Below are 12,813 nucleotides of genomic sequence, written 5' to 3'. Positions count from 1 at the left end.
ATTGAACATTCACCAGAAAAACCCACTGGATACAGTATGGTACCTTCTAAATTTTCCGGCTCTAAAGCCGCGCGTTGTCTGCCTGTCCTGCTGGCAGCCCTGTTTTTCGCAGGCTGCGGCACGAAGACGCCTGATCAAAGCACTGCACATCTGCAGGGCGAAGCCAAAGCGGATTCCGGCTTTTATCTGCACCAGATGGAACAAAGCCGTGATGATAGCAAGACCAACTGGCAATTACTCGCCATACGTGCACTGCTCGACGAAGGCAAACGCGAGCGCGCCATCACGCTCTACGGCGAGCTGCCGCAGAACCTGACGGACATCCAGCGTCGCGAAGCGTCGCTGCTGGAAGCGCAGATCAAAGTGGCGCAGCAGGATTATCAGGGCGCCGCCGCGCTGCTGGATAAAATCAGCCCGGCGGATCTGAACGACGAGCAGAAAGCCCGCTACTGGCAGGCGAAAATTGACGCCAGCCAGGGCCGTCCGTCGCTGGAGCTGCTGCGCGCGCTGATCGCGCAGGAGCCGCTGTTACAAGGCCCATCGAAGCAGAAAAACATCGACGCCACCTGGCAGGCGCTGTCGCAGATGTCCCAGGATCAGGCGAAGGCGCTGGTCATCAACGCCGATGAAAACACGCTTCAGGGCTGGCTGGATCTCCAGCGCGTGTGGTTCGATAACCGCAACGACCCGAAAATGCTCCAGGCGGGCGTGAAGGACTGGCAGACGCGCTACCCGCAAAATCCGGGCGCGAAAATGCTGCCATCGCAGCTTGCCAACCTGCAAAACTACAAGCCCGCTTCCGCCGACAAAATCGCGCTGCTGCTGCCGTTAAATGGCCAGGCGGCCGTGTTTGGCCGCGCCATTCAGCAGGGTTTTGAAGCGGCGAAAAACGCCGGCACCAGCCCGGTCGCCGTTCAGTCGCCAACGCCTGCGCAGGCGGATAGCGCCGCGCAGCCTGCGGATAGCGCCCAGACCGCCCCGACCGATGGCGTGGCAAGCCCTGCCGCCGCGCCGGTCGACGATCTGGCCGCGCAGCCTGACGCACAGGAAAGCGCGCAGCCGGCGCAGCAACCGGTTGATGCCCAGCCTGTCGCTGCCGCGCCCGCGAACCCTGCCGCGGAAATCAAGGTGTATGACACCAGCTCGCAGTCCATCACGCAGATTCTGGCGCAGGCGCAGCAGGATGGCGCAAGCCTGGTCGTCGGCCCGCTCCTGAAAGAGAGCGTGGACGGCGTACTGAAAAGCGGCACGCCGCTGAACGTGCTGGCGCTCAATCAGCCGGAGACGGTGCAGAATCGCCCGAATGTCTGCTATTTCGCGCTGTCGCCGGAAGATGAAGCCGCTGACGCCGCCGCCCATATCTGGCAGGAAGGCAAGCGCGCGCCGCTGCTGCTGGTGCCTTACAGCGCGCTGGGCGATCGCGTCACCAAAGCCTTCGCTGACCGCTGGACGCAGCTTGGCGGCGGTACGGTATTGCAGCAGAAATTCGGCTCCGTCAATGAGCTGAAAATGAACATTAACGGCGGCACCGGCATCGCGCTGACCGGCTCGCCTGTGGCCGCCAGTCTGCCGCAGCAGCAGCCAGTGACGATAGGCGGCCTCTCCATTCCGGCGCCGCCGACCGACGCGCAAATCACCGCAGGCAGCAGCGGCAACGTGGACGCCGTTTATATCCTCGCCACGCCGTCTGAAATTGCGCTGATAAAACCGATGATCGCGATGCGCGCGGGCAGCCACAGCGGGGCTGCGCTGTATGCCAGCTCGCGTAGCGCCCAGGGCGGCTCCGGCCCGGATTTCCGTCTCGAAATGGAAGGCCTGGAGTTCAGCGATATCCCGATGCTCACCGGCAGCAACCCGGCGCTGCAACAGCAGGCGCTCGCGGCGGTAAATAACGACTACTCGCTGGCGCGCCTGTATGCGATGGGCGTGGACGCCTGGTCGCTGGCGAACCATTTCTCCCAGATGCGCCAGGTGCCGGGCTTTCAGCTCAGCGGCAACACCGGCGCGCTTAGCGCGACACAGGACTGCGTCATTAACAGGAAGTTAACGTGGCTCAAATACCAGCAGGGACAGTTGGTTCCGGCCAACTAAGCCGCAAAGAGACCGGCGCCGCCTGGGAAGCCCGGGCGCGCGCTTTTCTTGAGCGTAAGGGATTGCGTTTTATCGCCGCCAACGTGCATGAGCGCGGCGGCGAAATCGATCTCATCATGGACGATCGTGGCGTGACGGTGTTCGTCGAAGTGCGCTACCGCCGCGCCAGTCTGTATGGCGGCGCGGCCGCCAGCGTCACCCGCAGCAAACAGCAAAAATTGTTACATGCCGCCCGGTTGTGGCTCGCGCGCCACAATGGGAGCTTTGATACTGTGGATTGCCGGTTCGATGTGTTAGCCTTCACCGGCAATGAAACCGAGTGGATAGCGAACGCTTTTTCGCTCCACGCCTGAACTGACGTAACGCTCAAAGGATAATCGTGCTAGAAAGAATCAAAGTCTGCTTTACGGAAAGCATTCAAACCCAGATTGCGGCGGCGGAAGCACTCCCGGATGCGATTTCACGTGCGGCCATGACCCTGGTTCAGTCTCTCCTTAACGGCAACAAAATCCTCTGCTGCGGTAACGGCACGTCCGGCGCCAACGCGCAGCATTTTGCGGCCAGCATGATCAATCGTTATGAAACCGAACGGCCCGGTTTACCTGCCATTGCACTAAATACCGATAATGTGGTCTTAACGGCGATAACCAACGACAGGCTGCATGACGAAGTGTATGCCAAACAGGTGCGCGCGCTGGGCCACGCCGGAGATGTGCTGCTGGCGATCTCCACCCGTGGCAACAGCCGCGATATCGTGAAAGCGGTAGAAGCGGCCGTCACCCGCGATATGACTATCGTGGCGCTGACGGGCTACGACGGCGGCGAGCTGGCGGGCCTGCTCGGCCCGCAGGATGTGGAGATCCGTATTCCCTCCCATCGCAGCGCGCGCATTCACGAAATGCATATGCTGACGGTCAACTGCCTGTGTGATCTTATCGATAACACATTGTTTCCACACCAGGATGATTAAGGAGTGCTCATGAAGGCCATTAAACCCCTTGCGGTGGTGATGACCGCGCTAGTGCTACAGGGCTGCGTTGCGGCAGCCGTCGTCGGAACCGCGGCCGTCGGCACCAAAGCCGCCACCGATCCGCGCAGTGTGGGTACTCAGGTTGATGACGGGACGCTGGAGCTGCGCGTGAATACCGCGCTTGGCAAAGATGAACAGCTGAAGAAAGAAGCGCGTATTAACGTGACGGCCTATCAGGGCAAAGTGTTGCTGACCGGCCAGTCGCCGAACCCGGAGCTGGCGTCCCGCGCGAAACAGATAGCGATGGGCGTGGAAGGTGCTACGGAAGTGTTTAACGAGATCCGCAACGGCCAGCCGATTGGGCTCGGCACCGCGTCGTCGGACACCTGGATCACCACCAAAGTGCGCTCCCAGCTGCTTGGCAGCGATCAGGTGAAATCCTCTAACGTGAAGGTAACGACCGAGAACGGCGAAGTGTTCCTGCTGGGTCTGGTCACCGAACGCGAAGGCCGCGCGGCAGCGGATACCGCGAGCCGGGTGAGCGGCGTGAAACACGTAACGACCGCGTTCACCTACATTAAGTAATTCCCTCACTCCAGCCCTCACCCCGCCGGGAGAGGGCTTCTGCGACATCCTTACACTTATGACGATGGCGGGTGCGCTTCGCTTACCCGCCCTACGGTAAAGGGGATGCTTTTGCTTTTGTAGGGTGGGTAAGCGAAGCGCACCCACCTTTCCAGTATCAAAAAACCAGCGCCAGCGCGCCTGTCACCGCGCCCGCCAGCATCACCATCCCGCCGGTGAGCCATAACGCTTTCGCCGGAAAGGCCTTACGCAGCATGATAAGCGAAGGCAGACTCACCGCAGGCAGCGTCACCAGCAGCGCCAGCCCTGGCGCGACGCCCATGCCCGCTACCATCATCGTCTGTACAATCGGGATTTCCGCCGCTGTCGGGATCACGAACAGGCAACCGGCAATCGCCATCGCCAGCACCCAGAACAGCGTATTGCCTACCGCGCCATCGGCGTGTGGGAACAGCCAGACGCGCGCGGCGCCCAGCGCCAGCACCGCCAGCAGATAGACCGGAATCGTATTCCAGAACAGCGTCCAGAGCGCACGAAGCCAGCGCGCCATAAAGCTACCCTGCGACGCTTCTGCAGGCAGCGCTGACTCAGGCAACGCCGGCGCTGGCGTATCGGCCACAAACCGCTGCACCAGCGACGCGATGCCAATCACCATCACCAGCCCCACCGCCACGCGAATAAGCGTAAATTCCCAGCCCAGCACGAAGCCCATAAACACCAGCGTCGCCGGGTTCAGCAGCGGGTTGCCGAGCCAGAAGGCCAGCGCGCCGCCCATCGACACCGACTGGCGGCGCATCCCGGCGGCAACCGGCGCGGCGCAGCAGGTGCACATCATGCCCGGCAGTGAAAACAGCGTGCCGAGCAGCGTACCGCGAAAACGCGGCTGGCCCAGCGTGCGCGCCAGCCAGTCGCGCGGGATCAGCACCTGAATCAGCGAGCCCAGCAGCACGCCGAGCACGGCGGCCTTCCAGACCGCGAGAAAATAGATTGCGGCGTAATCGAGCGCCGCGCGCAGCGGGTTATCCTGCGCGTGCGCGAGAATAGAATTGCCGATGCTGTGCGTTTGCGCTGCGGTAAAGGCTTTGCCGTAATAGGGCTGCCATTTGACGTACCACAGACCAATAAACAGGACGAGAAAAAACAGCGCGGGTTTCCACCATGCGGGGGATTTCGGCGCCAGAGATGAAGACTGACCAGCCATAACATTCCTCTGGAAAACAGGGGGTAAATTTTTGCCGGTCAATAGTACGCCCGCCGGGCGCGTTTTGAAACGCGGTTCAGCGCGCCGTTTGCGCCGCTATTTTACGCAATTGCGCCGAGTCGAGCACCGAGACATCTTCTTTTGCAGGCGACAGCGCCGCATTTATCAGCGCCTGCGCCACGATCTGCGCTTCAATGGCTTTCCATTTTCCTGGCAACAGACGAAACAGCGGCGCCATGAAGGATTCCCCGGCGCGGCGCTTTTCACGATCGCCGATGAGCAGTGACGGGCGCGCCAGCGTCAGCCGTGGCCAGCCCTGCGCCTTCAGCGCTGTTTCCATCTCCCCCTTCACGCGGTTATAGAAAAACGGCGAATTCGGGTTCGCGCCGAGCGCGCTGACCACCAGCATATGCTTCGCGCCAAGCCGCAGCCCGGCGAGCGAGGTATCCACCACCAGCGTGTAGTCAGCCAGAATAAACGCCTCTTTGCTGCCCGCCTCGCGCCGCGTGGTGCCGAGACAGCAAAAGACGATATCCAGCGGCGCGCTGAGCTGCGTCAGCACATCGGAGATCTGCGGATCGCACGGGTTTTCCACTTTATGCATCGGCACGCGCAGCGGGCGGCGCGTTGGCGCGATAATCGACGTCACGCGCGGCTCATCAACCAGCATTCGCAGCAGATGACTGCCCACGAGGCCGCTGGCGCCGGTTATCAGTACTCGACTCATGATCGCTCCTTTGCAGAATCTTCTGCCTTGCAATGTCAGCGCCCTGAACCAGGCTTAATAGTCTGTGTGGTTTAAGTATTTACCATTTCTGGCAAAAGCCATTACTGCACATCACTGTTCTGCAAAGACACCAAGGGAGGCGTAATGAGCAAGAAGATCGCAGTCTTAATCACTGACGAATTTGAAGATTCAGAATTCACATCCCCGGCGGCCGAGTATCGCAAGGCCGGCCATGAAGTGATTACCATCGAGAAAGAGGCCGGGAAAACCGTCACCGGCAAACAGGGCGAGGCGAAAGTCACCATTGATAAGGCCATCGACGAGGTGAGCCCGGCCGATTTCGACGCCCTGCTGCTGCCTGGCGGCCATTCGCCGGACAGCCTGCGAGGCGACGATCGCTTTGTCACCTTTACCCGCGATTTCGTCAATACCGGCAAACCGGTGTTCGCTATCTGCCACGGGCCGCAGTTGTTAATCAGCGCAGATGTGATCCGCGGGCGTAAGCTTACCGCCGTTAAGCCTATCGTGATTGACGTGAAAAACGCCGGGGCGGAGTTCCACGATCAGGAAGTGGTCGTGGATAAAGACCAGCTGGTGACCAGCCGCACGCCGGAAGATTTACCGGCATTTAACCGTGAGGCGCTACGCCTGCTCGGGGCGTAACCAGACGAGTTTTTTACCAAACCCCACGGTGTTGTCAGTAAATTTGATCTCATCCAGACGGATCTCCCACAGCGGGGAGGACATCACCCTGGCCACCGGAAAGCGACGGTTATAGCGCTCGCGCAGGACCTCGCTTTCCGGCTCTTCCACCAGCCGCAATTCGCCTGAAAACTGCACGCCGCGGATAAGCGCTACGGTTTTGGTCTGCCCGTTAACCGTACCCGCGACAGGCGCCAGCTTGCCTGCCATTTTGCCATGTCGGCTTTCCGTATCGCTTAACAGATAAAACGCCACCCGTTCACGATCGTAAAGGTAAAACGCGTTCGCGCACCAGAGCGCTTCTCCATTGCCGACGCAATACGTGACGACATGCTGTTTAGCGAGCCATTTGCTGATGGCGTCGAGAGCGTCCATTGTTTCTCCTGTCGGGGATAATCATGGTAAGGTGCGGCCAGTTGTGACTGCCGCTGATATTCATTATGGAAGAATGGTTTCTTTATCTGATCCGTTGCCCCGATAACCGGCTTTATACCGGCATCACCACTGATGTGGCGCGCCGCTTCGCCCAGCATCAGCGCGGCAAGGGCGCCAAAGCGCTGCGCGGCAAAGGCGAGCTGACGCTGGTTTTCAGCGCGCCCGCGGGCAACCGCTCCGAGGCGCTGCGCGCCGAATACCGCATCAAGCAACTGACAAAACGGCAGAAAGAGCAACTGGTCGCAGGCGAGCTGGCGTTTGAGGCGATGAAAAGCGCACCGCAAACGCCCTGAGATCAGAAGCGGTTAAAATGTTCGTGGTAGTCCACGGGGCCGTGCACGCCGTTCAGGGCGTCGTCGGCGAGACGGTGTACCTGGAACGCCGCTTCGGCGCCAGGCCAGCGGCAGTGCAGATCGTAACGGGCGGCGGGCTCAAAGCCCAGACGGTTGTAAAATTCCGGCGAGCCTAGCGTGACGACTGCCGAGTAGCCGAACTCATTGAGCGAATCGAGCCCTTCATACACTAACTGACGGCCAATCCCCTGCCCGCGCCACTCTTCGTCGACCGCCAGCGGCGCAAGCCCCAGCCACTGACGCTCTTCGCCTGCCACGGTAACGGGGCTGAACGCGACATAGCCGACAACCTGCCCTTCGTCATCCGTTGCGACCAGCCCCAGCGTCAGCAGTCCGTCTTCACGGAGCGCGTGCACCAGCTCCGCCTCGTCGTCGCGGCCGAACGCCCGGCGAAGTAACGCGTCGATGCCCGGCGCATCAATGGGGATTTCTACACGAATCAGCATGGTTCACCTATGGAAATTGCTTTGGTTAGCGGCGAGACGCTAAGCCCCGCTTCTACGAAGTCCGCCAGTTGCAGCAACATGATGCGCAGCGGTTTCGGCATCGCGTCGAGCTCAATGGCGTCCATCAGATTCTTCACATATAACCCTAATTCAGTATCGCCTTCAATCACCAGACGACGTTGAAAGAAAAGCGTATCGGGATCCTGCTTGCGCGCGGCGATCATCAGCAGGTCGGCGGCGTCCGCGCGGAACATGACGTCGGCCTCGGCCTGTTCCCGCACAATGAGCTTGTCGTTCTCAACCGACGTGAACCAGCGCAGGCCGATATCGCGCACCTCGATGCCAAGCCAGCGCCCTTCAAGAAACGCCAGTTCGTCATCCGCCAGCGCCTGACGAAATTGCCAGCCAAGCAGTTGCTCCAGCGCCTGACGCTTGAGCGCAAACGGCGCGAGCGCCACCGGCGCCTTAAGAAGCGAAGGACCAAGATGTACCAGACAGGAACGCAGATTATTCAACACGGGCTTTTCTCCTTGCCAGATCACAATGGCCGTTATTGTGCCATATCGGCCAGGTGAGATAGCGGCTCAAATCAAGCTTTGCGCCTTCGCAGGTACCCCTTTATAGATGCCATCAATACGACATTAGCTGCCTTAAATCAAAAATTGTCGCGGACGGGTTAACTAAAATCGCCGTTCGTTAACAATTTCGCTGCCTTTATGCAGCGCGCCAGGCCTCACGCGGCCTGCTTTTATTTTCAGGACACGCTATGGAGTTGCTTTGCCCCGCCGGTAACCTGCCGGCTCTGAAGGCGGCCATCGATAATGGCGCGGATGCGGTCTATATCGGTCTGAAAGACGATACCAACGCCCGCCACTTCGCTGGCCTCAACTTTACCGAGAAAAAATTACAGGAAGCGGTGAGCTATGTGCACCAGCATGGCCGCAAACTGCACATCGCCATTAATACTTTCGCGCACCCTGACGGCTATGAACGCTGGGAGCGCGCGGTGGATATGGCCGCTCAGCTCGGCGCCGACGCGCTGATTTTAGCCGACCTCGCGATGCTGGAGTACGCCGCCACCCGCTATCCGCACGTAGAACGCCATGTGTCGGTACAGGCGTCCGCCACCAATGAAGCCGCCATTCGTTTTTACCAGCGCCATTTCGACGTGGCCCGCGTGGTGCTGCCGCGCGTGCTGTCCATTCATCAGGTGAAACAACTGGCGCGGGTGACGCCGGTGCCGCTGGAGGTGTTCGCCTTCGGCAGCCTGTGCATCATGGCGGAAGGCCGCTGCTACCTCTCTTCGTACCTGACCGGCGAATCGCCCAATACCGTGGGCGCCTGTTCGCCCGCGCGCTTCGTGCGCTGGCAGCAGACGGAACAGGGGCTGGAGTCGCGCCTGAACGACGTATTGATTGACCGCTACCAGGAAGGCGAAAACGCCGGTTATCCGACGCTCTGCAAAGGCCGCTATCTGGTGGACGGCCAGCGTTATCACGCGCTCGAAGAGCCCACCAGCCTGAACACGCTGGAGCTGCTGCCGGAACTGCTGGCGGCCAATATCGCCTCGGTGAAAATCGAAGGGCGCCAGCGCAGCCCGGCTTACGTCAGCCAGGTGGCGAAAGTCTGGCGTCAGGCTATCGACCGCTGCAAAGCCGACCCGCAGCGCTTCGCGCCGCAACCGGCCTGGATGGACGCGCTCGGCGCGATGGCCGAAGGCACCCAGACGACGCTTGGCGCGTACCATCGCAAATGGCAGTAAGGAGAGCAGGATGAAATACGCATTAGGGCCGGTGCTGTACTACTGGCCGAAAGCGACGCTGGAGAGCTTTTACGAAGCCGCAGCGCAGAGCACCGCCGACGTGATTTATCTCGGCGAGGCGGTGTGCAGCAAACGTCGCGATACCAAAGCCGCCGACTGGCTGGCGCTTGCCAGAACGCTCGCCGCCAGCGGCAAACAGGTGGTGCTCTCAACGCTTGCGCTGGTGCAGGCGCCGTCGGAGCTGACCGAGCTGAAGCGCTATATCGATAACGGCGAGTTTCTGATTGAGGCCAACGACTTCGGCGCGGTGGGACTGGCGGCCGAGCGCAGGCTGCCGTTCGTCGCGGGCCATGCGCTGAACTGCTATAACGCCGTCACGCTGCGTCTGCTGCTGAAAGACGGCATGACGCGCTGGTGTATGCCGGTGGAGCTGTCCCGCGACTGGCTGGTGAATCTGCTCGATCAGTGCGACGCGCTGGGTATCCGCAATCAGTTTGAAGTGGAAGTGCTGAGCTACGGCCACCTGCCGCTCGCTTACTCCGCCCGCTGCTTTACCGCCCGTTCGGAAGACCGGCCGAAAGATGAGTGCGAAACCTGCTGCATCAAATATCCCAACGGGCGTAGCATGCTCTCGCAGGAGAACAGCCAGGTCTTTGTCCTGAACGGCATTCAGACCATGAGCGGTTATGTCTATAACCTCTGCAACGAGCTGCCGGCGATGGCCGGGCTGGTGGATATAGTCCGTCTCTCGCCAATGGGCCCCGAAACGCTGGATATGCTCGACGCCTTCCGGGCCAATGAAAAGGGCGCCGCCCCGCTGCCGCTTGCCGCCCACAGCGACTGTAACGGTTACTGGCGCAGGCTCGCCGGAATGGCGCTTCAGGCATAAGAAAAGGCTCACTTTGTTAACAGCGTTTTGCATCAGTTCATGCAGTATGAAAGGACAGCTTTCCGGCCGGGCCGCGGGCAAAATCCCCGAAATGCGCCAGGCTGGAAGAAGACCTTCAATCTGATGACACTGCTGTAATTAAGTGAGCCGTTATGTCTGATAAATCTGTTGTGCCTTTTTCGGTGCTCGATCTCGCGCCGATCCCGCAAGGCTCCTCCGCCCGTGAGGCGTTCCACCACTCGCTCGATTTAGCCCGTCTCGCCGAGAAGCGCGGCTACGACCGCTACTGGCTGGCGGAGCACCACAATATGACCGGCATCGCCAGCGCCGCCACGTCGGTGCTGATTGGTTATCTCGCCGCCAATACCACCACGCTGCGCCTGGGCTCCGGCGGCGTGATGCTGCCTAACCACGCGCCGCTGGTGATTGCCGAGCAGTTCGGCACGCTCGACGCGCTCTATCCTGGCCGTATTGAGCTGGGCCTGGGCCGCGCGCCGGGCAGCGATCAGCGCACGATGATGGCGCTGCGCCGCCATATGAATCATGACATCGATAACTTTCCGCGCGATGTGAAAGAGCTGACGGACTGGTTCGACGCCCGCGATCCGAACCCGGCGGTACGTCCGGTGCCGGGTTATGGCGCAAAACTCCCGGTCTGGCTGCTGGGCTCAAGCCTCTACAGCGCGCAGCTGGCCGCGCAGATGGGGCTGCCCTTCGCGTTCGCCTCGCATTTCGCGCCGGATATGCTGTTGCAGGCGCTGCACCTCTACCGCACGCACTTCCAGCCCTCTGAGCGCCTGGAAAAACCGCATGCGATGGTATGCATCAATATCGTCGCCGCTGACAGCAATCGCGATGCGGAGTTTTTGTTTACGTCGATGCAGCAGGCGTTTGTGAAGCTGCGCCGCGGCGAAACCGGCCAGCTGCCGCCGCCGATTGCGTCTATGGAGAGTTTCTGGAGCCCGGCGGAGCAGTACGGCGTTCAGCAGGCGCTCAGCATGTCGCTGGTGGGTGATAAAGCGAAGGTCCGCCACGGGCTGTTGTCCATTCTGCGTGAAACCGACGCCGATGAGATTATGGTTAACGGCCAGATTTTCGATCACGATGCGCGGCTGCACTCGTTTGATCTCGCCATGCAGGTGCGGGAAGAGCTGTTAAGCTAATGCGGTTTTCGCCCTCTCCCGCCGCCGGGAGAGGGCGAAGCTGTGATTACTGATAGACCGGCAGCAGGTTGAAGCTGGACAGCAAGTGCACCACCGCGTTACCGAGCCCAAACAGCAGGATCAACGCAATCATCCCCTTCCCGCCCCAGACGCGAAAGCGCGGGCTGCCGAAGCGCTTTCTTGATGCGCGCGCCAGCAGCGCCGGCACAATCGCCGCCCAGATGGTCGCCGCCAGCCCCGCATAGCCAATCGCATACAGAAAACCGTTCGGCCACAGCAGCCCGCCCGCCATCGGCGGTAAAAACGTGAGCAGCGCGGTTTTGAGACGCCCGCGCGGCGAATCGTCAAACCCGAAGAGATCCGCCAGATAGTCGAACAGCCCCAGCGTCACGCCCAGGAAAGAGCTCGCCACGGCGAAGTTGGAAAACACAATCAGCAGCACATCCAGCGTGCGGCTGTTCAGCACGTCGCTCAGCGCGCCCACCAGCACATCGATATTACCGCCCGCCTTCGCGATGCCGATAAATTCCGGGCGCGGAATGTTGCCCATCGTCGCCAGCAGCCAGACGATGTAAAGCGCCAGCGCAATCAGCGTTCCCAGTACCAGGCAGCGAATAATCACAGCCGGTTCTTTGCCGTAGTATTTCATCAGGCTTGGCACATTGCCGTGATAGCCGAACGACGCCAGGCAAAACGGCAGCGTCATTAAGAGATACGGCGTATAGCTCGGGCTTGCCTCGACGGTGTTGAAGAGCGTGGCGGGCTCCACATGGCCCAGCAGTCCGCCAAAAGTCAGAAAGAACGTGATGACCTTGGCGCCCAGCACAATCGCCGTCATCCGGCTTACGGCCTGGGTAGAGAGCCAGACAATAAACGCCACCACCAGCGCGAAGCCAAACCCTGCCAGCCGCGCAGGCACGTCAATATTCATGCCTGCGAGCGTGTGGTGAAGCACTGAGCCGCTGGCCGAGATATAGGCGTACGTCAGGATATAGAGCACAAACGCGACGGAGGCGCCGTTCACCACGTTCCACCCTTTGCCGAGCAGGTCGCGGGTGATGGTGTCGAAGCTGGCGCCGATATGGTAGTTGAGGTTGGCTTCCAGCAACATCAGTCCTGAATGCAGCATACAAAACCAGGTGAACACCAGGGCGAGCAGCGACCAGAAAAACCACGCGCCGGACATCACGACCGGCAGAGAGAACATGCCTGCGCCGATGATCGTGCCGGCGATAATCACAACGCCGCTTAAAAGCGAAGGCGAGGCGCTGCGGGCGACAAGTGTGGTCATAGTGCTTTCCCGTAAAAATTATCCTGATGATTCATTGTACCAGTACGCGAGTACAAAAAGGAGAAAAAATTACGGCTTTGATAAAGCGTGATGCATTTCGCTGGAGTGCCGCAGTATGGCAGCGTGTTGATGAGTCAACGCGGTCTGGCGCAGCACGTTAGTTTTTCATCGCTATAAGGGAGGCATGAGCCACAAGGA

The 12,813-nt window shown here is 60.4% G+C and carries 15 protein-coding genes; 9 read left to right on the top strand and 6 right to left on the bottom strand.

The features are described 5' to 3' along the window. Positions 1-36: 36 nt before the first annotated feature. From AFK65_RS02295 to dolP, 4 genes are read left to right on the top strand one after another with little or no spacing between them, the layout of a single operon-like run. Positions 37-2,091 (top strand): penicillin-binding protein activator, encoded by a 2,055-nt coding sequence (locus tag AFK65_RS02295; protein ID WP_038858196.1) that lies wholly within the window; start codon positions 37-39, stop codon positions 2,089-2,091. After that, positions 2,049-2,444: a YraN family protein gene (locus AFK65_RS02290; RefSeq protein ID WP_038858197.1), complete on the top strand. Its 396-nt coding sequence runs from the start codon at positions 2,049-2,051 to the stop codon at positions 2,442-2,444. The genes AFK65_RS02295 and AFK65_RS02290 overlap by 43 nt, the downstream gene beginning before the upstream one ends. 26 nt (positions 2,445-2,470) lie before the next feature. Then, positions 2,471-3,061 carry a DnaA initiator-associating protein DiaA gene (gene diaA, locus AFK65_RS02285; protein WP_004385040.1) on the top strand — a complete coding sequence of 197 codons (591 nt, stop codon included), beginning with the start codon at positions 2,471-2,473 and terminating at the stop codon, positions 3,059-3,061. Positions 3,062-3,070: 9 nt separating this feature from the next. Continuing rightward, positions 3,071-3,646: a division/outer membrane stress-associated lipid-binding lipoprotein gene (gene dolP, locus AFK65_RS02280; protein ID WP_007673092.1), complete on the top strand. Its 576-nt coding sequence runs from the start codon at positions 3,071-3,073 to the stop codon at positions 3,644-3,646. A gap of 157 nt (positions 3,647-3,803) precedes the next feature. On the opposite strand, the gene AFK65_RS02275 is transcribed toward dolP, so the two are convergent. Continuing rightward, the gene (locus AFK65_RS02275) at positions 3,804-4,847 is read right to left on the bottom strand and encodes a permease (RefSeq protein ID WP_007705039.1); all 1,044 of its coding nucleotides are present in this window, start codon (positions 4,845-4,847) and stop codon (positions 3,804-3,806) included. Positions 4,848-4,923: 76 nt separating this feature from the next. After that, on the bottom strand, positions 4,924-5,574 hold the full coding sequence (locus AFK65_RS02270; protein WP_007705036.1) for an NAD-dependent epimerase/dehydratase family protein: 651 nt from the start codon (positions 5,572-5,574) through the stop codon (positions 4,924-4,926). Positions 5,575-5,718: 144 nt separating this feature from the next. Between AFK65_RS02270 and AFK65_RS02265 the strand changes: the two genes are divergently transcribed. After that, positions 5,719-6,237 (top strand): type 1 glutamine amidotransferase domain-containing protein, encoded by a 519-nt coding sequence (locus AFK65_RS02265; protein ID WP_004385044.1) that lies wholly within the window; start codon positions 5,719-5,721, stop codon positions 6,235-6,237. Here AFK65_RS02265 and AFK65_RS02260 read toward each other — a convergent pair. Next, positions 6,217-6,651, bottom strand: coding sequence for a YhbP family protein (locus AFK65_RS02260; protein ID WP_007705032.1), 435 nt, complete (start codon positions 6,649-6,651; stop codon positions 6,217-6,219). The genes AFK65_RS02265 and AFK65_RS02260 overlap by 21 nt on opposite strands. Positions 6,652-6,716: 65 nt before the next feature. Here AFK65_RS02260 and AFK65_RS02255 point away from each other — a divergent pair, with 65 nt between their 5' ends. Then, the gene (locus AFK65_RS02255) at positions 6,717-7,004 is read left to right on the top strand and encodes a GIY-YIG nuclease family protein (protein WP_004385046.1); all 288 of its coding nucleotides are present in this window, start codon (positions 6,717-6,719) and stop codon (positions 7,002-7,004) included. Positions 7,005-7,006: 2 nt separating this feature from the next. Here the strand turns inward: AFK65_RS02255 and AFK65_RS02250 are convergent, their stop codons facing one another. Then, positions 7,007-7,510, bottom strand: a complete 504-nt coding sequence (locus tag AFK65_RS02250; protein WP_007705028.1) for a GNAT family N-acetyltransferase — start codon at positions 7,508-7,510, stop codon at positions 7,007-7,009. Then, the gene (gene ubiT / locus AFK65_RS02245) at positions 7,504-8,028 is read right to left on the bottom strand and encodes a ubiquinone anaerobic biosynthesis accessory factor UbiT (RefSeq protein ID WP_007705025.1); all 525 of its coding nucleotides are present in this window, start codon (positions 8,026-8,028) and stop codon (positions 7,504-7,506) included. Before ubiT ends, AFK65_RS02250 begins: the two co-directional genes overlap by 7 nt. Positions 8,029-8,276: 248 nt before the next feature. On the opposite strand from ubiT, the gene ubiU reads away from it, so the two are divergent. From ubiU to AFK65_RS02230, 3 genes are all read left to right on the top strand, one after another. After that, entirely contained in the window at positions 8,277-9,272 is a 996-nt protein-coding gene (gene ubiU / locus AFK65_RS02240; RefSeq protein ID WP_007854140.1) for a ubiquinone anaerobic biosynthesis protein UbiU, read from the top strand. A gap of 10 nt (positions 9,273-9,282) precedes the next feature. Continuing rightward, a complete protein-coding gene (locus AFK65_RS02235; RefSeq protein WP_007705019.1) occupies positions 9,283-10,161 on the top strand; it encodes a U32 family peptidase in 879 nt (292 codons plus the stop codon). 152 nt (positions 10,162-10,313) lie between these two features. Then, positions 10,314-11,324: a luciferase-like monooxygenase gene (locus AFK65_RS02230; protein ID WP_007705016.1), complete on the top strand. Its 1,011-nt coding sequence runs from the start codon at positions 10,314-10,316 to the stop codon at positions 11,322-11,324. Between the two features lie 46 nt (positions 11,325-11,370). Here AFK65_RS02230 and mtr read toward each other — a convergent pair whose 3' ends face one another. After that, positions 11,371-12,615, bottom strand: coding sequence for a tryptophan permease (gene mtr / locus AFK65_RS02225; protein WP_032805155.1), 1,245 nt, complete (start codon positions 12,613-12,615; stop codon positions 11,371-11,373). Positions 12,616-12,813 lie beyond the last annotated feature (198 nt).

Source organism: Cronobacter universalis NCTC 9529, assembly GCF_001277175.1.
Lineage (GTDB): Bacteria > Pseudomonadota > Gammaproteobacteria > Enterobacterales > Enterobacteriaceae > Cronobacter > Cronobacter universalis.
The sequence above is the reverse complement of the archived record's forward strand: the minus strand, read 5'-3'. Positions and strand labels throughout refer to the sequence as shown.

Coding starts and splice junctions, on each gene's coding strand:
- AFK65_RS02295 (WP_038858196.1), top strand. CDS start 37: ATGGTACCTTCTAAATTTTCCGGCTCTAAAGCCGCGCGTTGTCTGCCT.
- dolP (WP_007673092.1), top strand. CDS start 3,071: ATGAAGGCCATTAAACCCCTTGCGGTGGTGATGACCGCGCTAGTGCTA.
- AFK65_RS02275 (WP_007705039.1), bottom strand. CDS start 4,847: ATGGCTGGTCAGTCTTCATCTCTGGCGCCGAAATCCCCCGCATGGTGG.
- AFK65_RS02270 (WP_007705036.1), bottom strand. CDS start 5,574: ATGAGTCGAGTACTGATAACCGGCGCCAGCGGCCTCGTGGGCAGTCAT.
- AFK65_RS02265 (WP_004385044.1), top strand. CDS start 5,719: ATGAGCAAGAAGATCGCAGTCTTAATCACTGACGAATTTGAAGATTCA.
- AFK65_RS02260 (WP_007705032.1), bottom strand. CDS start 6,651: ATGGACGCTCTCGACGCCATCAGCAAATGGCTCGCTAAACAGCATGTC.
- AFK65_RS02255 (WP_004385046.1), top strand. CDS start 6,717: ATGGAAGAATGGTTTCTTTATCTGATCCGTTGCCCCGATAACCGGCTT.
- AFK65_RS02250 (WP_007705028.1), bottom strand. CDS start 7,510: ATGCTGATTCGTGTAGAAATCCCCATTGATGCGCCGGGCATCGACGCG.
- ubiU (WP_007854140.1), top strand. CDS start 8,277: ATGGAGTTGCTTTGCCCCGCCGGTAACCTGCCGGCTCTGAAGGCGGCC.
- AFK65_RS02235 (WP_007705019.1), top strand. CDS start 9,283: ATGAAATACGCATTAGGGCCGGTGCTGTACTACTGGCCGAAAGCGACG.
- AFK65_RS02230 (WP_007705016.1), top strand. CDS start 10,314: ATGTCTGATAAATCTGTTGTGCCTTTTTCGGTGCTCGATCTCGCGCCG.
- mtr (WP_032805155.1), bottom strand. CDS start 12,615: ATGACCACACTTGTCGCCCGCAGCGCCTCGCCTTCGCTTTTAAGCGGC.